Origin of the sequence: Actinomadura harenae (genome assembly GCF_003696215.1) — a bacterium.
Taxonomy (GTDB): Bacteria; Actinomycetota; Actinomycetes; order Streptosporangiales; family Streptosporangiaceae; genus Spirillospora; species Spirillospora harenae.
In genome coordinates, this window is the sequence record NZ_RFFG01000065.1 from 1 (window position 1) to 20,221 (window position 20,221).

Consider the following 20,221-nt stretch of genomic DNA (forward strand, 5'->3'; position numbering starts at 1 on the left):
CGCACAGGGCGAGCGCGGGGAGCGCGGCGGCGCCGGCCAGGCGGGCGGCCGGGCGGGCGGTGCGGCCGGCGGTGCGACGGGTGGTGTGACGGGTGATCGGGGCATGGTGCGGCATGGTGACCTCGGGACGGAGAGGGCGTTTCGGGTGATCATGCACTCACTCACGGTGATGACCCTCGGCAAAATAGACGCTGATCGGAATCGGGACGCCCAGGGCGGCCAAAGTGCCATGTCTCGATCTGATGACGACGGCCTGGGCGGGCCCGTCCGGGCCCGCCCAGGCCGGGCCGGGCCCGGACGGACGGCCCCCGACCCGCCCGGACCCCGCCGAGCCGCAGGTCGCACGCACCGCGGCACATCCCGGCCGAATCAGAGCGCCGGACACCTCTTTGGTAGATTCCGCCAAGGGGAGGCAGCCATGGGGACGCGGGGCGAGCTCCGCATCTACCTCGGTGCGGCGCCCGGAGTCGGCAAGACGTACGCGATGCTCGGCGAGGCCCGCCGCCGCGCCTCGCGCGGCTCCGACGTGGTCGTCGGCTACGTGGAGACGCACGGCCGCGCCCGCACCGCCGAGCAGATCGGCGACCTGGAGGTCGTCCCGCGCCGGACCCTGGCCTATCGCGGGAGTGACTTCACCGAGCTCGACGTCGACGCGGTCGTGGCCCGCCGGCCCGAGGTCGTCCTGGTGGACGAGCTCGCCCACACCAACGTGCCCGGCTCCCGCAACGCCAAGCGCTGGCGGGACGTCGAGGAGATCCTGGACGCCGGGATCGACGTGATCTCCACGGTGAACATCCAGCACCTGGAGTCGATGAACGACGTCGTCGAGCGGATCACCGGCGCGCGGCAGCGCGAGACCGTCCCGGACGAGGTGGTGCGCCGCGCCGCCCAGGTCGAGCTGATCGACATGACGCCCGAGGCGCTGCGCCGCCGGATGGCGCACGGCAACGTGTACGCGCCCGAGAAGATCGACGCGGCGCTCGCCAACTACTTCCGCCCCGGCAACCTGACCGCGCTGCGCGAGCTGGCCCTGCTGTGGCTGGCCGACAAGGTGGACGAGGCGCTCGAGCGCTACCGCGACCAGCACGGCATCACCGAGCCCTGGGAGGCCCGCGAGCGGATCGTGGTCGGCCTGACCGGCGGCCCGGAGGGCGACACGCTGATCCGGCGCGCCGCGCGGATCGCCGCCCGCGCCGGGCGCGCCGACCTGCTCGCCGTCCACGTGTCCCGCGCGGACGGGCTGGCGTCCGGCGGGTCGGCCCGGGACCTGACCCGGCAGCGCGCGCTGGTGGAGGGCCTCGGCGGCAGCTACCACCAGGTCCTCGGCGACGACCCGGCCAAGGCGCTGCTGGAGTTCACCCGGGGCGTGAACGCGACGCAGCTCGTGCTCGGGTCGAGCCGCCGCCGGGGCTGGCAGTTCGTGCTCGGGCCGGGCGTCGGCGCGACGGTCGCGCGCGAGTCGTCCGAGATCGACGTCCACCTGGTCACGCACGAGCACGTCGGGAAGGGCCGCGGGCTGGTCAGCCTCGCGGGGAGCCCGCTCAGCGTCCGCCGCCGTGTCGCCGGATGGGTGATGGCGCTGCTCGGGCCGCCCGCCCTGATCGCCGTCCTGGACGCCGGGGACCGGCCGGGCCTCACCACCGACCTGATGCTGTTCCTGGCGCTGACCGTCCTGGTCGCGCTGGCCGGGGGGCTGTGGCCCGCGATCCTCGCGGCCGTCCTCGGGTTCCTGGCCGTGAACTGGTACTTCACGCCGCCGCTGCACACCCTGACCATCGCCGAGCCGCGCAACGCGCTCGGCCTGCTGGTGTTCGTGGCGGTCGCGGTCGCGGTGTCGTCGGTCGTGGACCTCGCCGCCCGCCGCACCCGGCAGGCCGCGCGCAGCGGCGCGGAGGCCGAGACGCTGAGCCTGCTCGCGACCTCGGTGCTGCGCGGCGAGAACGCCCTGCCCGCGCTGCTGGACCGCGTCCGCGAGACGTTCGGGGTCCGCGCGGTCGCCCTGCTGGAGCACAGCGGCGAGGGCTGGCGGACGCGCGGCGCGGTCGGCTCCGGCCCGGCCGCCGACCCCGACGACGCCGAGGCGACCGCCGAGGTCGGCGGCGAGCCGGGCGCCGAGACGGTCCTCGCGCTGTCCGGGCGGGTGCTGCCCGCGTCCGACCGGCGCGTCCTGTCGGCGTTCGCGTCGCAGGCCGGGGCCGTCCTCGCGTGGCGGCGGATGGCCGAGGAGGCGGCCCGCGCGCGGCGGCTGGAGGAGGGCGACAAGATCCGCACGGCGCTGCTCGCGGCGGTCTCGCACGACCTGCGGACGCCGCTCGCGTCGATCAAGGCCGGGGTCAGCAGCCTGCGCGCCACCGACGTCCAGTGGGATCCGGACGACGAGGCCGAGCTGCTCGCGTCGGTGGAGGAGTCCGCCGACCGGCTGGACGGCCTGATCGGCAACCTGCTGGACATGAGCCGCCTCCAGACCGGCGTCGTGACCCCGCTGATCCGCCCGGTCGCGCTGGACGAGGTGCTCCCGCGCGCCCTGCTGAACGTGCCGGAGGACCGGGTGCGCATCGACGTTCCGGAGACGCTGCCGCCGGTCGCCGCCGACGCGGGGCTGCTGGAGCGGGCCCTCGCCAACGTGGTCGAGAACGCCGTCCGGCACAGCGCCGAGCCCGTCCTGGTCACGGCGGGGGAGCTGCGCTTCGGCCGCGAGCCGGGCCGGGTGGAGCTGCGCGTCGTCGACCGCGGTCCCGGCGTCCCGAGCGCCGTGAAGGAGCGGATGTTCGCGCCGTTCCAGCGGCTCGGGGACGCGCCGAAGGGCAACGGCGTCGGGCTCGGCCTCGCCGTCGCGCGCGGCTTCGTCGCCGCGATGGACGGCACCCTCACCCCCGAGGACACCCCCGGCGGCGGCCTCACCATGGTCTTCGGCCTGCCCCTCGCCCCGGGCGGCCCCCCGTCCGCCCCGCCGGGCGTCCGCGAGGAACACGCTGTGGAGCACAGCGCCGAGCAGGACGTGGAGCAGGGCGCCGAGCAGGGTGGGGACCCGGGCGGACGAGACGAGCGGACCGCCGACGGGCGGAGCCGGGACGAGCGAGAGGACAGGACGTGACACGCGTTCTCGTCGTGGACGACGAGCCGCAGATCGTGCGCGCGCTGCGGATCAACCTGAAGGCGCGCGGCTACGAGGTGGACGCGGCGCCGGACGGCCGGACCGCGCTCGACCTCGCCGCGCGCCGCCACCCGGACGTGATCCTGCTCGACCTCGGCCTGCCCGACATGGACGGCACCGAGGTGATCCGGGGGCTGCGCGGCTGGCTGACCGTGCCGATCATCGTGCTGTCCGCCCGGCAGGAGTCCGACGACAAGGTCGAGGCCCTGGACGCCGGGGCCGACGACTACGTCACCAAGCCGTTCGGGATGGCCGAGCTGCTGGCCCGGCTGCGCGCGGCCGTCCGCCGCTCGTCGCCGGTCGAGGAGGCCGCGGTCGTCCGGACCGACGCGTTCAGCGTGGACCTGGCCGCCAAGCGGGTGGAGCGGAACGGCGGGGACGTCCGGCTCACCCCGACCGAGTGGCACATCCTGGAGCTGCTGGTCCGCAACGCCGGACGGCTCGTCAGCCAGCAGCAGCTCCTCCAGGAGGTGTGGGGCCCGTCGTACGCGAAGGAGACCAACTACCTGCGCGTCTACATGGCCCAGCTGCGCCGCAAGCTCGAGGACGACCCGTCCCATCCGCGGCATCTGATCACCGCCCCCGGCATCGGCTACCGCTTCGAGGCCTGACCGGGCCGCCCCGCCGCCGGGCCGGGCGGGGTTTCGGACGTGCGCTAAGAACGCGTTAAGACGACTCCCTGCGGCGTCAAGACGGCGTTAGCGCGTCCTGAATAGGGTGTTTTGCGGGTTAAGCCCTCTGTGTGCGAATCCCCCTGCTCAGGACGCCGAAGCGCCTCCTCGTCGGACGCCCGCTGCGTACCGAACAACTCGGTGACACGCTGCTGCCGAAGAAGCTCGCGCTGCCGGTCTTCTGCAGCGACGCCCTGTCGTCCAACGCGTACGCCACCGAGGAGATCCTGCTCGGGCTCGGGCTCGGCGGCGTCGCGCTGCTGCGCCTCGCGCCCTGGGTGGCGCTCGCGGTCATCGTCCTGCTCGCCGTGGTCGTCCTGTCGTACCGGCAGACCTGCCACGCCTACCCCGGGGGCGGCGGCGCGTACGCGGTGAGCCGCGCCAACCTCGGCGAGACGGCGTCGCTCGCCGCCGCCAGCGCCCTGCTGGTCGACTACGTGCTGACCGTCGCGGTGTCGGTCGCTGCGGGCGTCGCCAACGTGACCTCGGCGTTCCCGGCGCTCGTCCCGTACGCGGTGCCGATCTCGCTGGCGCTGCTCGCCGTCCTCGCGGTGATGAACCTGCGCGGCGTCAAGGAGTCCGGGACGGTCTTCGCGATCCCGACCTACGGCTTCGTCGTGGTCGTCTACCTCATGATCCTCTGGGGCGGGCTGCGGGTGGCGTTCGGCGGGAGCCTGCACGCCGAGTCCGCGCACTACGGCCTCCACGCCGAGCAGCACACGACCGGACTGCTGGCGATCGCGCTCGTCCTGCGCGCCTTCTCCCAGGGCTGCACCGCGCTCACCGGGGTCGAGGCGGTCTCCAACGGCGTCCCGAACTTCAAGCGGCCGAAGAGCAGGAACGCCTCCGCGACGCTGGCGATCATGGGCGTCCTCACCATCGTCATGCTCGCCGGGATCTCGCTGCTCGCCATGATCAGCAAGGTGCACATCACCGACGACCCGTCCCGGCTGATCGGCGCGCCCGCCGGGTACGAGCAGAAGACGGTGATCACGCAGGTCGCGGCGGCCGTCTCCGGCGGCGACCACACGATCCTGTTCTTCCTGGTCGCCGGGTTCACCGCGGCGATCCTGGTGCTGGCCGCGAACACCGCGTTCAACGGCTTCCCGATCCTCGGGTCCATCCTCGGCGCGGACGGTTTCCTGCCCCGGCAGTTCTCCCGGCGCGGCGACCGGCTCGTCTTCAGCAACGGCGTCGTCATCCTCGCGCTGCTCGCCGGGCTGCTGATCTGGGCCTTCGACGCCAGCACCACCCGGCTCATCCAGCTGTACATCATCGGCGTGTTCGTCTCGTTCACCCTGTCCCAGGCGGGCATGGTCCGGCACTGGACGACCGAACTGCGCGCCTGCCCGCCCGCCCGCCGCGGGCGGATCCGCCGCGCCCGCGTGATCAACGCGTTCGGCGCGCTCCTCACCGGCCTCGTCCTGGTGGTGGTGCTCGTCACCAAGTTCACCCACGGCGCCTGGATCGTGGTGATCGCGATGCCCCTGGTCTTCTGGATGATGAAGGCCATCCACCGGCACTACGAGCGGGTCGCGGTCGAGCTCACCCCCGGGGACGACGCCGTCGCGCTGCCCAGCCGGATCCACGCCGTCGTCCTGGTCTCCCGGCTGCACACCCCGGCCCTGCGGGCGCTGGCGTTCGCCCGCGCGTCCCGGCCGTCCACGCTGACCGCCGTGACCGTCAAGACCTCCGACGCCGAGGTGGAGACCCTGCGCGCCGAATGGGCCGCGCGCGACATCCCCGTCCCGCTGGTCGTCCTGGACTCCCCGTACCGGGACATCACCGGGCCCGTCCTGGACCACGTCGCGCGGCTGCGCCGCCGGTCCCCGCGCGACGTCGTGGCGATCTTCATCCCCGAGTACGTCGTCGGCCGCTGGTGGGAGCAGCTGCTCCACAACCAGAGCGCGCTGCGGCTGAAGGCCCGGCTGCTGTTCCGGCCCGGGGTCATGGTCATCAGCGTCCCGTGGCAGCTCGGCTCCGCGCGGACCGAACCCGAGGCGCCCCCCGAGCCCGAGACGCCTCCTGAACCGGAGAGGCCCACTGAGCCCGGCGGCGGACGGCCCGTCCTCCCCGACGCCGGGCGGGGGACCGTGTCGTCCGGGTCCGGGGGGTGATGGCGGTGACGGTGCCGTATCGGCGGTCCTGCACCGGTTCTTTCGTCGACCGCATGCCTTAGGCTTCGAATCATGGACGAGCGAGCGGCCGGTACGACCTCCACCGCCGGAGGCGGGGCACGGCCCGGTGGCCTGCGGCGGTTCCTGCGGCGCATGGCGTCGAGCAAGGAGGAGCTGGAGGCCGAGGAGCTCCAGCGGTCCACCGGCGAGGAGGGCGCGACCCCCATCACCGCGTGCGCGGCCCGGCAGCGCGCCTGCGTGGCCGGTACGCTACGGACCGTGACTTTGCGACCCCGAGGCGGAGCCCCGGCCCTGGAGGCCGAGCTCTACGACGGCACCGACGTTGTCAACCTGGTCTGGCTGGGCCGGCGCAAGATCGCCGGAATCGACCCCGGCCGGCGCCTGCGCGCCGAGGGGCTGGTCAGCCTCCAGGACGGCCGCAAGGTGATGTTCAACCCCCGCTACGAACTGCGGGGCGCGTGACATGGCGGCCGGCGACACCGCCTCCGGCGACGCCCAGGCCCCCGGCACGGCTCAGTCCCCCGGCACGGCCACCGCTGGAGCCGTCCAGCCCGACGTGACCGACCCCACCGCCACCGACCCCACCGCGCCCGCGTCCGGGTCCGCGTCCCAGGCGACAGCCGCCGACGCGGCCACGGCGGCCGAGGGCGGGAAGCCCGACGGCGGGGGGCTCCTGACGGTCGAGGACGTCATCCGCGCCCAGCTGACCAAGGTGTTCGGCGGGCGGCGCGGCGTGCTCGAGGGCGCGGTGCCCACGATCGCGTTCACCGTCGGCTGGATCGTCACCCACGACCTGCGGCTGTCGCTGTACGTCGGCGGCGGCTCGGCGCTGGTGCTGCTCGCGGCCCGGATCGTCCAGCGGTCCACGCCGCAGTTCGTCCTCAACAGCCTGGTCGGCATCGTGATCGCGGCGTTCTTCGCGCTGCGCTCGGGCAAGGCGCAGGACGCCTTCCTGCCCGGCATGCTCTACTCCGGCGGCGTCAGCCTGGTCATGCTGCTGTCGATCGTGACCCGCTGGCCGTTCGTCGGCTTCATGATCGGCGCGGCGAACCCCGAGGACCCGTTCGGCTGGCGCAAGGACCCGGCCATGGTGCGGGTGTGCACGCGGCTGTCCTGGCTGCTCATGCTGCCCGGGGTGCTGAAGCTGGCCTTCCAGATCCCGCTCTACCTGGCCGACCAGGTCGTCGCGCTCGGCGTGGCGAAGGTCGTGCTCGGCTGGCCCGCGTACGTGGCGGCCCTGGGCCTGGCGCTGCTCATGCTGATGCGCACCAGCACGCCGCTCCAGACCGCGGGCGCGTCCGCCGGACCCGCGACGGGGAAAGCGGCCGTCGAACCGTCCGAGGGCTGACCGGATCCTGCCGTCAGAAACGCGTAAAAACCGCGGGTGTACCCGCATTTGTCGACCTACGATCTTGAATGATCCTGGGGCCAGGGGGCTCCGGTGGAGTCGAGGTCGGTGACGGCGCGAAGATGCGGTGCCTGCGCCCCGGGTGTTCCGGGGGTATCGAGGACGGCTACTGCGATGTGTGCGGGTCCCCGCCGGGCGAGACGTCCGCGGCGACCGCGGGGGCACTCGCGACCAGCGGAAACGGAAGCGCGGGCGGACGAGCCGGGGCCGGGGGCGGATCCGGCGGCGCGGTCGGTGTGCTCGGCCCGTCCACACCCGTCCCGGACGAGGTGCTCGCCCGCACGCTGAGCGGACGCGTCGCCTCCCGCCGGGCGAACGGCGACGGCGGTGGCAAGGGAAACGGAAACGGAACCGGGACCGGGAAGTCCGGGACGGCCGCCGGGCGCGCCGGGCCCGGCACCTCCGGATCGCGTCCCGCGCACGGGACGCAGGGCTCCCGAGGATCCCGGGGCTCGCGCGGGTCGCGCGGCTCGCGGGGGAGCAGGGGGTCGTCCGGGGCGTCCCGGCGCGGCCAACTGGGCGCGGGCCTGGTCGAGATGCCCGCGGTGCCCGAGCGCGATCCGGCCACCGCGATCATGTCGAACCCGGACGTCCCCGAGCACAAGCGCCGCTGCGGGCAGTGCGACGCCCCGGTCGGCCGGGGACGGGAGGGCAGGCCCGGCCGGTCGGAGGGGTACTGCCCCAAGTGCGGCACGCACTTCTCGTTCACCCCGAAACTCCGCCAGGGGGACCTGGTCGGCGGCCAGTACGAGGTGCTGGGCTGCCTCGCGCACGGCGGCCTCGGCTGGATCTACCTGGCCAAGGACCGCAACGTCTCGGACCGCTGGGTCGTCCTGAAGGGCCTGCTCGACACCGGCGACCCGGACGCGATGGAGGCGGCGCTCGCCGAGCGCCGGTTCCTCGCCGAGGTCGAGCACCCGAACGTCGTCAAGATCTACAACTTCGTCCAGCACGGCGACGCGGGCTACATCGTCATGGAGTACGTCGGCGGGCGGTCGCTCAAGGAGCTCGTCCTGGAGCGCCGCTCCGCCGGGGACCCGCTGACCCCCGCGCAGGTCATGGCCTACGGCCTGGAGGTGCTGCGCGCCCTCGGCCACCTGCACGAGAAGGGCCTGGTCTACTGCGACTTCAAGCCCGACAACGCGATCCAGACCGAGGAGCAGCTGAAGCTGGTCGACCTCGGCGGCGTCCGGCGGCTGGACGACGAGGAGGGCGCGGTCTACGGCACGCTCGGCTACCAGGCCCCCGAGATCGCCGACGAGGGCCCGTCGGTCGCGTCGGACCTGTACACGGTCGCGCGGGCGATGGCCGTGATGAGCTTCGAGTTCACCGGCTACACGAGCACGCACCGGGCCGGCCTCCCGGACGCGGCGAAGGTGCCGGTCCTCGCCGGGAACCCGTCGTTCGACCGGCTGCTGCGGCGCGCCGCCCACCCCGACCCGGACGAGCGGTTCTGGTCGGCGCAGGAGATGACCGAGCAGCTCACCGGGGTGCTGCGGGAGACGCTGGCCGCGGGGGACGGGCGGCAGCGGCCCGCCGCGTCCACGTTGTTCGGGCCGGAGACGCGGGTGGTGGGGGCGCGGCTCGGCCGTCCGCCGACGTTCCGGGAGGCCGTCTCGGCGCTGCCGGTGCCGCTGGTGGACACGGCCGATCCCGGCGCGCGGAACGTCGCGGCGCTCGCCGCGTCCGCGCCCGAGCAGGTCGTCCGGGCGCTGGAGAAGAAGGGCGCCCGCTCGATCGAGGAGACGTTGCGGCTGGTCAGAGCCATGATCGACCTGCGTTACGAGGACCGTGCGCGGGAGATGATCATGGCTCTGGACGAGGGGGACTGGCGGGCGCACTGGTTCTGGGGCGTGGCCGCGCTGGCCGAGGGCGACGGCGCCGCCGCGGCGGGCGAGTTCGGCCGCGTCTACGACCTGCTGCCCGGTGAGGCGGCGGCGAAGCTGGCGCTGGCGTTCGCGGCCGAGGCGGTCGGCGACACCGACGGGGCCGTCCACTTCCACCGGGCGGTCTGGCGTACCGACCGCTCCTACGAGAACGCGGCGTTCGGCCTGGCCCGGGCGCTGGTCGCGACGGGGGAGGACCGGGCCGCCGTCGAGGTGCTCGGCGAGGTGCCCGCCGTGTCCGGGCGGCACCTGGACGCGCAGGTCGCCGCCGTCGTCGTGACGATCCGGGGCTGGGCCCCGGACGCCCCGGCGTCCCGCTGGCGCGCGGACCGCGAGGACCTGCTGGCCGCCGCCGACCGGGTGGCGGCGCTGGACCTGCCCGAGGAGCGCGGCGGCCGCGTGGTCGCCCTCCTGCTGGAGGCCCTGGTCGCCGAGCTGGACCGGAACGGCGCCGCGCCGCCGGGACGGACGGTCCTCGGAGTCCCGTACGAGGAGAGGGCGCTGCGCGGGGCGCTGGAGGGCGTCTACCGCGATCTCGCCCGGATCTCCACCCTGCCGAGCCGCCGCCGCGGCTTCGTGGACCGCGCCAACACCATCCGACCGAGGACGGCGTTCTGATGGCCCCCATCCCTGCCGAGCTGCTGCCCGCCGACGAGGACGGCATACGCCTGCCCGTCCGGACCGCTCCGTCCGGCCACCTGCGGATCGACCCGCGCGGCTGGTTCACCCACGACCGGTTCCGCTTCCTGGCCGTCCTGGTCGTGCTGCTGACGGTCCTGGTCGCGGCGCTGGCCGCCACCCGGGCGTCCGGCGGGAAGGCGGGCTTCAAGGAGATCGGGCACCAGGCGGGGCCGCAGGTCCTCGCGTCGTCCGACCTCTACCTGGCGCTGAACGACATGGACGCCCAGCTCGCGAACGTCCTGCTGGTCGGGAGCGCGCAGAACCTCGGCATCGGCCGGCAGCAGGCGCTGGGCACCTTCGAGCAGCGGCGGCGGCAGGCCGACCAGGACCTCCAGCAGGCGGCGGCGCTCGCGGGCGGCGACCAGAGCGCCGCGCGCGCCGTGCGCCGGGCGCTGGACGGTTTCGGCCGCTACCAGGCGCTCGCCGGGCAGGCGCTCCTGCTGGACGGCCAGCGCCCGCACCCCGCCGCCGCGCCCCCGGCCGCCGCGATCACCCTGTACCGGCAGGCGACCGACGAGATGAAGCAGGTGCTCCTGCCCGCGGCCGAGGAGCTCCGCGCCGCCAACGCCGACCGCGTCGGAGGTACCTACCAGAGCCGGTACCGCGCGCTCAGGACGGGCTCGGACGCCGTCCTGGTGCTCGGTCTCGTCACGCTCGCCGCGCTGCTCCTGCTCCAGGTCACCCTGGCCCGCCGCACCCACCGGATCCTCAACCCGGCCCTGCTCCTGGCCACCGCGTGCGTCCTCGGCGGGACGATCACCGCGTCGACGGTGCTCGGATCGTCCGCGGACCACCTGCGGGTCGCCAAGAGGGACGCCTTCGACTCGGTGATCGCCCTCACCCGGGCCCGCGCGATCGGCTGGGACGCCAACGCCGACGAGTCCCGCTACATCGTCGACCGGGAACGCTGGAGCGACTACCAGAACGCCTTCTACGACAAGGCGGGCCAACTCGTCGGCCTCCCGACCGCCGCCTCCCTCCCGGACACCTACCAGGCGGTGCTCCAGCAGGTCGTCATCAAGTACCGGCAGAACGAGAAGGACGTCCCGTTCACCGGGCTGCTCGGGGACGAGTTCCGCAACATCACGTTCCCCGGCGAGCGGACCGCGGCCGAGGAGGCGCTCCTGGCCTGGCAGGCCTACCAGGCCAACGACGTCCGGCTGCGGGGGCTGATGGACAAGCGGCAGGTCCAGGCCGCGGTGACGTTCGACACCTCGCCGTCCGCCGACGACTCCAACGGCTCGTTCACCCGCTTCGACCAGGCGATGGCCCGGGTCATCGCCGTCAACCAGGACCAGTTCACGGCGAACATCCGAAGCGGCGCGGACGTCCTGTCCGGCTGGACGGTCGTCCCGCCGGCCGCCGCGCTCGTGATCATCGGCCTCGTCCTGGCCGGTCTCCGCCCCCGCCTCGCCGAGTACCGCTAGCCCCGGGAATGCGGAGACCCCGCCGTGCCGGGGAGGGCGCGGCGGGGTCGCGGGGCGTGCGTCAGTTGGCGCTGAGCAGCTCGGCCAGCTCGTCCTCGACGTCCTGGGACGCGACGAACATCAGCTCGTCGCCGGGCTCCAGGGTGTCGTCCGGGGTCGGGACGAGCACCCGGCCCTCGCGCAGGATCGCGACGAGCGCGGTGTCGCGCGGCCAGGCGACCGACCCGACCCGCTCGCCGCCGAGCGGCGCGTCCTCGGGCAGGGTGAGCTCGACCAGGTTCGCCTCGCCCTGCCGGAACGTCATCAGCCGGACCAGGTCGCCGACGCTGACGGCCTCCTCGACGAGGGCCGACAGCAGGCGCGGGGTGGACACCGCCACGTCCACGCCCCACGACTCGTTGAACAGCCACTCGTTCTTCGGGTGGTTGATCCGCGCGACGACCCGGGGGACGCCGTACTCGGTCTTGGCGAGCAGCGACACCACCAGGTTGACCTTGTCGTCACCGGACGAGGCGACCACGACCTGGCAGCGCTCGAGCGCCGCGTCGTCGAGGGCGGCGATCTCGCACGCGTCGGCGAGCAGCCACTCGGCGCGCGGCACCGTCTCGACCTTGATCGCGCGCGGGTTCTTGTCGATCAGCAGGACCTCGTGCCCGTTCTCGAGGAGCTCCTGCGCGATGGACCGGCCGACGGCGCCGGCCCCGGCGATGGCGACCCGCATCAGTGCTCCTCCTCGCTGCGCACCGCGACCGCGGCGTTGATCCGTTCCAGGTCCTCGGCGCGGGTGATCGCGTGCACGATGTCGCCGTCCTGGATGACGGTGTCGGCCTCCGGGACCAGCGCCTCGCCCATCCGGGTGAGGAACGCCACGCGGGTGCCCGCGGCGCTCTCCAGCGTGGCGACCTTCTCACCGACCCAGGTCGTGCCCGCGTCCAGCTCGGCGAGGACGACGGTGCCGGTCGGGTCGCGCCACAGCGGCTCGGCGCCCTCCGGCAGCAGCCGGCGCAGGATCTGGTCGGCCGTCCACCGGACGGTCGCGACGGTCGGGATGCCCAGGCGCTGGTACACCTCGGCCCGGCGCGGGTCGTAGATCCGCGCGACGACGTTGTCCACGCCGAACGTCTCGCGCGCGACCCGCGCGGACAGGATGTTGGAGTTGTCGCCGCTGGACACCGCGACGAACGCGGACGCCTGGTCGATGCCCGCCTCGGTCAGGGTGTCCCGGTCGAAGCCGACGCCGGTGACGCGACGGCCGCGGAACCCGCCGCGCAGCCTCCGGAACGCCTCGGGGTTCTGGTCGATGATGGCCACCGAGTGGCCTTTGTCCTCCAGGATGTGGGCGAGGGTCGATCCGACCCGCCCGCACCCCATGATCACGATATGCACGGCCGTTCCTTCTCCGGAGCCCGAGGTTTCGGATGATCCTTGCCGGGCTGCAAAACTACACAGCCGTTTCGGCGCTTACTACCCAACCCCACGTCACACCACCGTTGTGGGCGGCCGCCCCGGGCGTGTTGAGAAGTCGTAAAGGGGGCAGGCTAGAGTCTGCTCTCGTGTCGAAGGCTCCGGACCTCGTGAAGCGCCTGCTGCTGGGACGCGCCCTGCGCAGCGCTCAGCAGCACGAGCAGCTCCTCCCCAAACGGATCGCGCTGCCCGTGTTCGCCAGCGACGCCCTGTCGTCGGTGGCCTACGCGCCGCAGGAGATCCTGCTCGCGCTGGGCGTCGGCGGGCTGGCGATGTACCAGTACACCCCGTGGGTGGCGGCGGCCGTGGTGGTGATTCTACTCACCGTGGTCGCGTCCTACCGCCAGAACGTCCGGGCGTACCAGAGCGGCGGCGGCGACTTCGAGGTCGCGACGACCAACCTGGGAGACAACTGGGGCGTGGTCGTGGCCAGCGCGCTGCTGGTCGACTACGTCCTGACGGTGGCGGTGTCGGTGTCGTCCGGGGTGGAGAACCTCGGCGCGCTGCTGAAGTTCCTCCAGCCGCACGAGGTGCTGGTCGCGATCGCCATCGTGGTCCTGGTGACGATCGCGAACCTGCGCGGGCTGAAGGAGGCGGGCGTCGCGTTCGCGATCCCGACCTACCTGTTCATGTTCTCGATCATCTCGATGCTGCTCTACGGGATGATCCGGCTCGGCCTCGGCACGGACCTGAAGGCGGAGACCGCCGACTACAAGATCATCGGCAAGGAGGCCGGGATCGGCGGCGCCGCGCTGATCTTCCTGCTGCTGCGGGCCTTCTCGTCCGGCTGCGCGGCGCTGACGGGCGTGGAGGCGATCTCCAACGGCGTCCCGGCGTTCCGCAAGCCCAAGGGCGAGAACGCCGCCAAGACCCTGCTGATGCTCGGCCTGGTCGCGATGACGATGTTCGGCGGCGTCACCGCGTTCGCCTTCTACACCAAGGCCAAGTTCGCCGAGCCCAGCCAGGGCAGCCAGCTGATCGACCCGGCCACCGGCAAGGTCGTCCACGACGCCGACCCGGTGATCGCCCAGGTCGCGCACACCGTGTTCTCCAACTTCACCCCGGGCTTCGCGCTGGTCACCACGATGACCGCGCTGATCCTGTTCCTGGCCGCCAACACCGCCTTCAACGGCTTCCCGGTGCTCGGCTCGGTGCTCGCGCAGAACCGCTACCTGCCGCGCCAGTTCCACACCCGCGGCGACCGGCTGGCGTTCTCCAACGGCATCATCATCCTCGCCACCATGGCGGGCCTGCTGATCTACGCCTACGACGCGTCGGTGAGCAAGCTGATCCCGCTGTACACGGTCGGCGTGTTCGTGTCGTTCACCGTCAGCCAGGTCGGCATGGTCCGGCACTGGAACCGCCTGCTGCGCACGGTGAAGGACCCCGCCGACCGCCGCCGCATGCGGACGTCCCGGGCGATCAACGCGTTCGGCGCGACGCTCACCGGGGTCGTCCTGGTCGTCGTGCTGGTCACCAAGTTCATGCTCGGCGCGTACATCGTCTGCATCGCGATGCCGGTGCTGTTCCTGCTGATGAAGGCGATCCGCAAGCACTACGACCGGGTCGCCGCCGAGCTGGAGCCGACCGGCGAGGACGTGGCGCTGCCCGCCCGCAACCACGCGATCGTCCTGGTCTCCAAGATCCACAAGCCGACGCTGCGGGCCCTGGCGTACGCGCGGGCGACGCGTCCGTCCACGCTGGAGGCGGTCACCGTCGCCGTGGACGGCGACGAGGCGCACCGGCTCCAGGAGGAGTGGGACGCGCTGGACGTGCCCGTCCCGCTCAAGATCCTCGACTCGCCCTACCGGGAGATCACCCGGCCCGTCCTGGACTACGTCAAGAGCGTCCGCCGCCGGTCCCCCCGGGACGTGGTGACCGTGTTCATCCCCGAGTACGTCGTGGGCCACTGGTGGGAGCACCTGCTGCACAACCAGAGCGCGCTGCGGCTCAAGGGGCGGCTGCTGTTCCAGCCGGGCGTCATGGTCACCAGCGTCGCCTGGCAGCTCCAGTCGTCCGACCGGCTGAAGGGACGCGGCGAGCCCGGGTTCGGGTCGTCCTACCGGATGCCGACCGGCTCGGGCGGGAACGGCTCGGAGGACGGGCAGCGGGATGAGGCGTCCACTGGTGGCGGTATCGTTTCGGAACGTGACAGCTGATCTCGGACCCCACGAAGGCGACCTCCTCGAACTGGAGGTCGGCAACGTCGCCAACGGCGGCTTCTGCGTGGCCCGGCACGAGGGCCGCGTGGTCTTCGTCCGGCACGCGCTTCCCGGCGAGCGGGTCCGGGCCCGGATCACCGAGGCGACCAAGCGGTTCCTGCGCGCGGACGCGGTGGAGATCATCACCGCGTCCGACGACCGCGTCGAGCCGCCCTGCCCGTTCGCCGGACCGGGCCGCTGCGGCGGCTGCGACTGGCAGCACGCGTCGCTGCCCGCCCAGCGCCGCCTGAAGGCCGCGGTCGTCGAGGAGCAGCTCGCCCGCGTCGCCGGGATCACCCGCACCGTCACGGTCGAGGAGGTCCCGTACCCGTTCGCGGGCGAGGACATGACGCCCCCGCCCGGCCTCGGCTGGCGCACCCGCGTCCAGTTCGCGGTCGAGAACGGCGTGCCCGGCCTGCGCCGGCACCGCTCGCACGACATCGAGCCGATCGACGAGTGCCTGATCGCGCACCCGGGCGTCGAGATCATGGGCATCGAGACCAAGCGCTGGCAGGGCGTCAACAGCGTCGAGGGCATCACGTCCGCGGCGACCGGCGACCGGCTGGTGTCGGTCCGCGGCCCGCACCCGCGCCGCATGCGCATCCCGCGCCTGGAGGTCCCGGTGCGGCTCATGCGCGGCAAGCCCGAGGCGGGCACCACGCCCCCGTACGTCCGCGAAGAGGTCCAGGGCCGGATGTTCCAGGTCTCCGGGTCCGGCTTCTGGCAGGTGCACCCGGGCGCGGCGCAGACCCTCGCCGCCGCCGTGATCGACGCCCTGGAGCCCAAGCCCGGCGAGATCGCCCTCGACCTGTACTGCGGCGTCGGCCTGTTCAGCGCGTTCCTCGGCGAGCGGGTCGGCCGCGGCGGGCTGGTCGTCGGCGTCGAGTCGGACGGCCAGGCCGTCCGGGACGCCAAGTTCAACCTGCGCGACCTGCCGCAGGTCTCGTTCGAGCGCGGCCCGGTCGAGGAGGTCATCGCCGACCTGGAGTTCGGCCGCTCCGACGACTCGTCCGGCCGGACGCAGAACAAGCGCGCGACCGGCGGCCACCGCGGCGGCTCGCGCATGCGCGGCGCCGACGTCGTCGTCCTCGACCCGCCGCGCCAGGGCGCCGGCCGCGAGGTCGTCGACCGCGTCGCCGCCCTCACCGGACGCAAGATCGCCTACGTGTCCTGCGACCCGGCCACCCTGGCCCGCGACCTCGGCTACTTCTCCGAGCGCGGCTGGACCCTCGAGTCCTTCCGCGCCTTCGACGCCTTCCCGATGACCCAGCACGTGGAGTGCCTGGCCACCCTGGTCCGCGGCTAGCCGCAGGGTGTCTGGGACGCGCTGACCGGACGCCAGTGCCGCTTCTTCGGGGCGTCGAACCGCACCTGGAGGCACTGGCCGTCCGCGTCGGCGGTCGCGGCGGTCTTGGTGAACCGCCGCTGGAAGGTCTCGCCGCCCGCCTCGCACACGACGTGCGTGGCGATCAGGTGGGTGAGGCTGAGGCACGCGACGGCGGTGGCGACGGTGGCGGTCGCCCGATGGCTCCCGATCTTGTGGGTCTCGGAGCGGTTGAGCGTGATCGTGCAGTTCCCGCCGCCGCAGCGTCCGCCGCCACCGGAGTCGCCGGTCGCCTTGCAGTCGGCGGCCGACGTCGCGACCAGGCACAGGACGCCGAGGAAGAGGGCGGGCAGGCGGCGTGAGCCGATGACGACCCGTGAACCCGTGGCGACCCGTGAACCCGTGCCGACCCGTGAACCCATGGCGAGGCGTGGACGCATGGCGAACCCCCGTTCGGTCTCGCCACAACGGTAAGCCGGTGACCCGCTGAGGCCCAAGGTCCGCTTGTGGCCCGCGAGGGAATCCGCGCCCGGTGGCGCGGTCCGCCGCCGAATCGCCCGCGCTCAGTCGACATGAAAGACCTCCTCCACCGTCGTCCCGAAGTACCGGGCGATGGCGATGGCGAGTGGCAGGGACGGGTCGTACCGTCCCTGCTCGATCGCGTTCACCGTCTGCCGCGACACCCCGAGTTCGCGTCCGAGCCCGGCCTGCGACAATCCTTTGCCCGTCCGCAGCTCACGCACGTCGTTCCGCACATAGGGAAAGTAGGCTTGACAGGGCGACGGTGTCAAGTGTCCTTTACATCACCAGCCGGCGGCGGCCAGCGCGGCGTTCAGGCGGGGGCCCACGGCGTCCATGTCGGCGAGCCCGCCGATGTGGTCGAGCCCCTCGAACTCCAGGACGCCGAACCCGAGCTCCTCCAGCCGCGCGGTGTCGGCCCGGTTCCGCCGCGCGATCGCGCTGCCCCCGACCAGGTCGAACATCCGGCAGGACGGGGCGCCGTCCTCCGAGCCGAACCAGGTGACCTTCGGCCCGGTCTTCTTCGCGAGCGCCTCGGAGTCGTCCCGGCCGAGCCACTCCCGGTACATCAGGACGCCCAGCCAGTGCTCGGCGGCCTTCTCCGTCATCCCCGCCGTGAGGAGGCCCGCCCGCGCCCCCTCCACGTATCCGAGCCAGTAGTCACCACCGGACAGAAGGGGGAAACCGCCCACCATGAGCCCGGCGGCCCGCTCGGTCAGTGGAGCGAGGAACCCGTCCTCCGTCACCACGCTCGCCACGACATCCTCCACGCGATGGGCGCCGCGACCCTACGCTGAGAAGGAGCCGTCGGGAGGTGTGATGCACGACGAGGAGACGATCGGGACGCGTCTGCGCAGGTTGCGGCGCTGGCGCGGGATGACCCTGGACCAGCTGGCGGGCCAGGCGGGCCTGTCCAAGTCCTTCCTGTCCATGGCCGAACGCGGCGTGCGGGCGGTCGACCGGCGCTCGCACATCGCGGCGCTCGCGGCGGCGCTGCGGGTGTCGGAGGCCGAGCTCGCCGGGGGCCCGCACCTGACGGCGGATCCCGTGCAGGCGGGCCCGCACGCCCTGATCCCGGCGCTCCGGATCGCCCTCACGGCGAACACCCTCACCGCCCCGGTCGCCGAGCGGGCGCGTCCGCTGCCCGACCTGACCGCGGAGGTGGGACGCATCGACCGCAGCGAGTACCGGCACTCGGAGGTCGCGGTGCGGCTGCCCGTGCTCATCGACGAGCTGCACGTCCACGCGTGCGCGGCCGACGAGCACGTGAGCCGGGAGGCGCTCGCCTCGCTGGTGGACGCGTTCCAGGCGGCCACGTTCACCAGCAAGGACCTCGGCTACGCCGACCTCGCCCACATCGCCGCGCTGCGTGCGGCCGAGGTGGCCGGGGTGCTGGACGACGCGGTCGACCAGGGCAAGGCCGACTCCCTGCGCGTCCACACTCTTCCCACCGGCTCGCGCGAGTTCCGGCTGACCATGGCCGAGCGGGCGGCGGACCGGCTGGAGCCCCACGCCGGAGACCCGCTGGGCCTTCAGGTCCTCGGCATGCTGACCCTCGCGGCGGCGCTGTCGGCGACCCTCGCGCACCGGTTCGACGTGGCCGCGCACTGGCTCGACGAGGCGTCCGCGCTCGCGTCGCGCGTGCCGGACGAACCGGGCCGGAACTGGGGCGCGTTCTCGTCCGCCAACGTCGCCGTCTGGCGGGTCGGCCTCGCGACCGAGCGCGGCGAGGGCGGCGGCGTCCTGCTCGACCTCGCGCGGGAGGTGGACGAGGACAGGATCGCCGCGCGCCCGGGACGGCATGCCACCTTCCTCGCCGACGTCGGCCGCGGCCTCGCCCGCGAGCGCGCGACGATGCGCGAGGCGCAGCGCTGGCTGCTGCGGGCCGAGACCCTCGCGCCGCACAAGATCCGCAACTCGTCCGCCGTCCGCGAGAGCGTGGCCACCATGCTCACCCGCGCCACCGTCGACGCCGGCGGCCGTGAGCTGCGCGGACTCGCGGCGCGCATGGGCGTGGCGCACTGAGTTCACACGGGTGAATCCCTGGCGTGTCCGCGCGCCTACCGTGCGTCGGTATGAGCGGTGAGAAGCAGGAGGAGGCCCGGGCGGCGCTGCTGCGGGAGTTCCCCGGGTGGACGATCATCCAGGCGCGGGACACGGGGCGCTGGTGGGCGACGCGGGGGCCGGAGCCCGGAGAGCTCATCCAGGAGGGGCCGTCCGTCGCGGAGGACGACACCCCCGAAGGGCTGCGGCGGCAGCTGCGCGAGCTGGGGTTCGGCGGCGGCTGACCGGACGGCGCCCCGTCCCGCGGCTTGACCTCGACTTTGGTTGAGGTCCTAGCGTGATCGTCACCTGAGAGTTGAGGAGGCCATCATGCGCGTCGCGGGATTCAGTCAGCCGGGCGGACCGGACGTTCTCACCATGCTGGACGTGCCGGCGCCGGAGGCCGGGCCGGGGGAGATCCGGGTCCGGGTGCGGGCGGCCGGGGTGCAGCCGTTCGACCTCGCCGTCCGGGAGGGCTGGACGCCCGGCTACCTGGACGCGCCGCCGTACCCGCGCGTCCCGGGCAACGAGTGGGCCGGCGTGGTCGACCAGGCGGGGGACGGCGTGACGGAGTTCGCGGCCGGTGACGAGGTGATGGGCAACTCCATCCTGGGCTCCTACGCCGAGTTCGTCGTCGTGCCCGTCGCGAACGCCGTGCGCAAGCCCGCCGGGATGCCGTGGGAGGTCGCCGGGGCGTTCCCCGCCGCCGTCATGACCCCGCACATCGCGCTCGACGACCTGCGCGTGGGGGAGGGCGACACCCTCCTGATCCACGCGGCCGCGGGGGGCGTCGGCGCGGTCGCCGTCCAGCTCGCGGTGATCGCGGGAGCCCGCGTGATCGGGACGGCCCGCGAGGAGAACCACGACTACCTGCGCTCGCTCGGCGCCGTCCCGGTGACGTACGGCGACGGCCTCGCCGACCGCGTCCGGGCCGCCGCACCGGACGGAGTCGACGCCGCCCTGGACGGCGCGGGCGGCCACGCGCTGGAGGTCTCGCTCGACCTGGTCAAGGACCGTGACCGGATCCTCACGCTGGTCGAGCACGGCCGCGCCGAGGAACTCGGCATCCGCGTGACCACGTTCTCCAAGCGCTCGATGGCGCGGGTCGCCGAGGTCGCCCGCCTCTACGAGGACGGGCGCCTGACCCTGAACATCAAGGGCGCCCACTCGTGGACGCGCGCCGCCGACGCGCACCGGCAGGTCGAGACCGGCCACGGCCGCGGCAAGGTCGTCCTGCTCATGGACTGACCCCACCAAAGGCGGGGGCGGAGCCGGGGGCGGCGGGCCGGTGGAACGGCCCGCCGT

17 protein-coding genes are annotated in these 20,221 nt (G+C 73.4%); 12 read left to right on the forward strand and 5 right to left on the reverse strand.

Features of this window, described 5'->3' with window-relative positions; all coding sequences use genetic code 11:
- The first annotated feature begins 418 nt into the window (after nucleotides 1-418).
- From EBO15_RS29205 to EBO15_RS29235, 7 genes are all read left to right on the forward strand, one after another.
- Nucleotides 419-3,094: a sensor histidine kinase gene (locus EBO15_RS29205; protein ID WP_122197678.1), complete on the forward strand. Its 2,676-nt coding sequence runs from the start codon at nucleotides 419-421 to the stop codon at nucleotides 3,092-3,094.
- Complete coding sequence (locus tag EBO15_RS29210; protein WP_122197679.1) at nucleotides 3,091-3,765, forward strand: response regulator; 675 nt, start codon at nucleotides 3,091-3,093, stop codon at nucleotides 3,763-3,765. The genes EBO15_RS29205 and EBO15_RS29210 overlap by 4 nt, the downstream gene beginning before the upstream one ends.
- Before the next feature lie 131 nt (nucleotides 3,766-3,896).
- Nucleotides 3,897-5,942 (forward strand): APC family permease, encoded by a 2,046-nt coding sequence (locus tag EBO15_RS29215; RefSeq protein WP_233616509.1) that lies wholly within the window; start codon nucleotides 3,897-3,899, stop codon nucleotides 5,940-5,942.
- 72 nt (nucleotides 5,943-6,014) lie between these two features.
- Nucleotides 6,015-6,425 carry an OB-fold nucleic acid binding domain-containing protein gene (locus tag EBO15_RS29220; protein ID WP_122197680.1) on the forward strand — a complete coding sequence of 137 codons (411 nt, stop codon included), beginning with the start codon at nucleotides 6,015-6,017 and terminating at the stop codon, nucleotides 6,423-6,425.
- A gap of 1 nt (nucleotide 6,426) precedes the next feature.
- Nucleotides 6,427-7,311 (forward strand): DUF3159 domain-containing protein, encoded by an 885-nt coding sequence (locus EBO15_RS29225; protein ID WP_122197681.1) that lies wholly within the window; start codon nucleotides 6,427-6,429, stop codon nucleotides 7,309-7,311.
- Nucleotides 7,312-7,379: 68 nt separating this feature from the next.
- Nucleotides 7,380-9,875 carry a serine/threonine-protein kinase gene (locus tag EBO15_RS29230; RefSeq protein WP_233616510.1) on the forward strand — a complete coding sequence of 832 codons (2,496 nt, stop codon included), beginning with the start codon at nucleotides 7,380-7,382 and terminating at the stop codon, nucleotides 9,873-9,875.
- Nucleotides 9,875-11,365 (forward strand): hypothetical protein, encoded by a 1,491-nt coding sequence (locus EBO15_RS29235; protein WP_122197682.1) that lies wholly within the window; start codon nucleotides 9,875-9,877, stop codon nucleotides 11,363-11,365. The genes EBO15_RS29230 and EBO15_RS29235 overlap by 1 nt, the downstream gene beginning before the upstream one ends.
- Nucleotides 11,366-11,426: 61 nt before the next feature.
- Here the strand turns inward: EBO15_RS29235 and EBO15_RS29240 are convergent, their stop codons facing one another.
- Nucleotides 11,427-12,086 carry a potassium channel family protein gene (locus tag EBO15_RS29240; protein WP_122197683.1) on the reverse strand — a complete coding sequence of 220 codons (660 nt, stop codon included), beginning with the start codon at nucleotides 12,084-12,086 and terminating at the stop codon, nucleotides 11,427-11,429.
- Complete coding sequence (locus tag EBO15_RS29245; RefSeq protein ID WP_122197684.1) at nucleotides 12,086-12,751, reverse strand: potassium channel family protein; 666 nt, start codon at nucleotides 12,749-12,751, stop codon at nucleotides 12,086-12,088. The genes EBO15_RS29240 and EBO15_RS29245 overlap by 1 nt, the downstream gene beginning before the upstream one ends.
- 167 nt (nucleotides 12,752-12,918) lie before the next feature.
- Here EBO15_RS29245 and EBO15_RS29250 point away from each other — a divergent pair, with 167 nt between their 5' ends.
- Nucleotides 12,919-14,988, forward strand: coding sequence for an APC family permease (locus EBO15_RS29250; protein ID WP_199744880.1), 2,070 nt, complete (start codon nucleotides 12,919-12,921; stop codon nucleotides 14,986-14,988).
- Complete coding sequence (locus EBO15_RS29255) at nucleotides 14,978-16,336, forward strand: class I SAM-dependent RNA methyltransferase (RefSeq protein ID WP_233616511.1); 1,359 nt, start codon at nucleotides 14,978-14,980, stop codon at nucleotides 16,334-16,336. Before EBO15_RS29250 ends, EBO15_RS29255 begins: the two co-directional genes overlap by 11 nt.
- Here the strand turns inward: EBO15_RS29255 and EBO15_RS29260 are convergent.
- The 3 genes from EBO15_RS29260 to EBO15_RS29270 all read right to left on the reverse strand — a co-directional run bounded on the left by EBO15_RS29260 (nucleotide 16,333) and on the right by EBO15_RS29270 (nucleotide 17,631).
- On the reverse strand, nucleotides 16,333-16,776 hold the full coding sequence (locus EBO15_RS29260; RefSeq protein ID WP_122197687.1) for a hypothetical protein: 444 nt from the start codon (nucleotides 16,774-16,776) through the stop codon (nucleotides 16,333-16,335). The genes EBO15_RS29255 and EBO15_RS29260 overlap by 4 nt on opposite strands.
- Nucleotides 16,777-16,917: 141 nt before the next feature.
- Nucleotides 16,918-17,109, reverse strand: coding sequence for a helix-turn-helix transcriptional regulator (locus EBO15_RS29265; RefSeq protein ID WP_122197688.1), 192 nt, complete (start codon nucleotides 17,107-17,109; stop codon nucleotides 16,918-16,920).
- Between the two features lie 48 nt (nucleotides 17,110-17,157).
- Entirely contained in the window at nucleotides 17,158-17,631 is a 474-nt protein-coding gene (locus tag EBO15_RS29270) for a hypothetical protein (RefSeq protein WP_147481697.1), read from the reverse strand.
- Nucleotides 17,632-17,692: 61 nt separating this feature from the next.
- On the opposite strand from EBO15_RS29270, the gene EBO15_RS29275 reads away from it, so the two are divergent.
- The 3 genes from EBO15_RS29275 to EBO15_RS29285 all read left to right on the forward strand — a co-directional run bounded on the left by EBO15_RS29275 (nucleotide 17,693) and on the right by EBO15_RS29285 (nucleotide 20,164).
- Complete coding sequence (locus EBO15_RS29275) at nucleotides 17,693-18,898, forward strand: helix-turn-helix domain-containing protein (protein WP_158628380.1); 1,206 nt, start codon at nucleotides 17,693-17,695, stop codon at nucleotides 18,896-18,898.
- A 50-nt stretch (nucleotides 18,899-18,948) separates the two neighbouring features.
- Nucleotides 18,949-19,161 carry a hypothetical protein gene (locus tag EBO15_RS29280; RefSeq protein WP_147481698.1) on the forward strand — a complete coding sequence of 71 codons (213 nt, stop codon included), beginning with the start codon at nucleotides 18,949-18,951 and terminating at the stop codon, nucleotides 19,159-19,161.
- 85 nt (nucleotides 19,162-19,246) lie between these two features.
- Entirely contained in the window at nucleotides 19,247-20,164 is a 918-nt protein-coding gene (locus EBO15_RS29285; RefSeq protein WP_122197692.1) for an NADP-dependent oxidoreductase, read from the forward strand.
- Nucleotides 20,165-20,221: the final 57 nt, after the last annotated feature.

Coding starts and splice junctions, on each gene's coding strand:
- EBO15_RS29275 (WP_158628380.1), top strand. CDS start 17,693: ATGCACGACGAGGAGACGATCGGGACGCGTCTGCGCAGGTTGCGGCGC.
- EBO15_RS29280 (WP_147481698.1), top strand. CDS start 18,949: ATGAGCGGTGAGAAGCAGGAGGAGGCCCGGGCGGCGCTGCTGCGGGAG.
- EBO15_RS29205 (WP_122197678.1), top strand. CDS start 419: ATGGGGACGCGGGGCGAGCTCCGCATCTACCTCGGTGCGGCGCCCGGA.
- EBO15_RS29285 (WP_122197692.1), top strand. CDS start 19,247: ATGCGCGTCGCGGGATTCAGTCAGCCGGGCGGACCGGACGTTCTCACC.
- EBO15_RS29235 (WP_122197682.1), top strand. CDS start 9,875: ATGGCCCCCATCCCTGCCGAGCTGCTGCCCGCCGACGAGGACGGCATA.
- EBO15_RS29260 (WP_122197687.1), bottom strand. CDS start 16,776: ATGGGTTCACGGGTCGGCACGGGTTCACGGGTCGCCACGGGTTCACGG.
- EBO15_RS29240 (WP_122197683.1), bottom strand. CDS start 12,086: ATGCGGGTCGCCATCGCCGGGGCCGGCGCCGTCGGCCGGTCCATCGCG.
- EBO15_RS29220 (WP_122197680.1), top strand. CDS start 6,015: ATGGACGAGCGAGCGGCCGGTACGACCTCCACCGCCGGAGGCGGGGCA.
- EBO15_RS29225 (WP_122197681.1), top strand. CDS start 6,427: ATGGCGGCCGGCGACACCGCCTCCGGCGACGCCCAGGCCCCCGGCACG.
- EBO15_RS29230 (WP_233616510.1), top strand. CDS start 7,380: ATGATCCTGGGGCCAGGGGGCTCCGGTGGAGTCGAGGTCGGTGACGGC.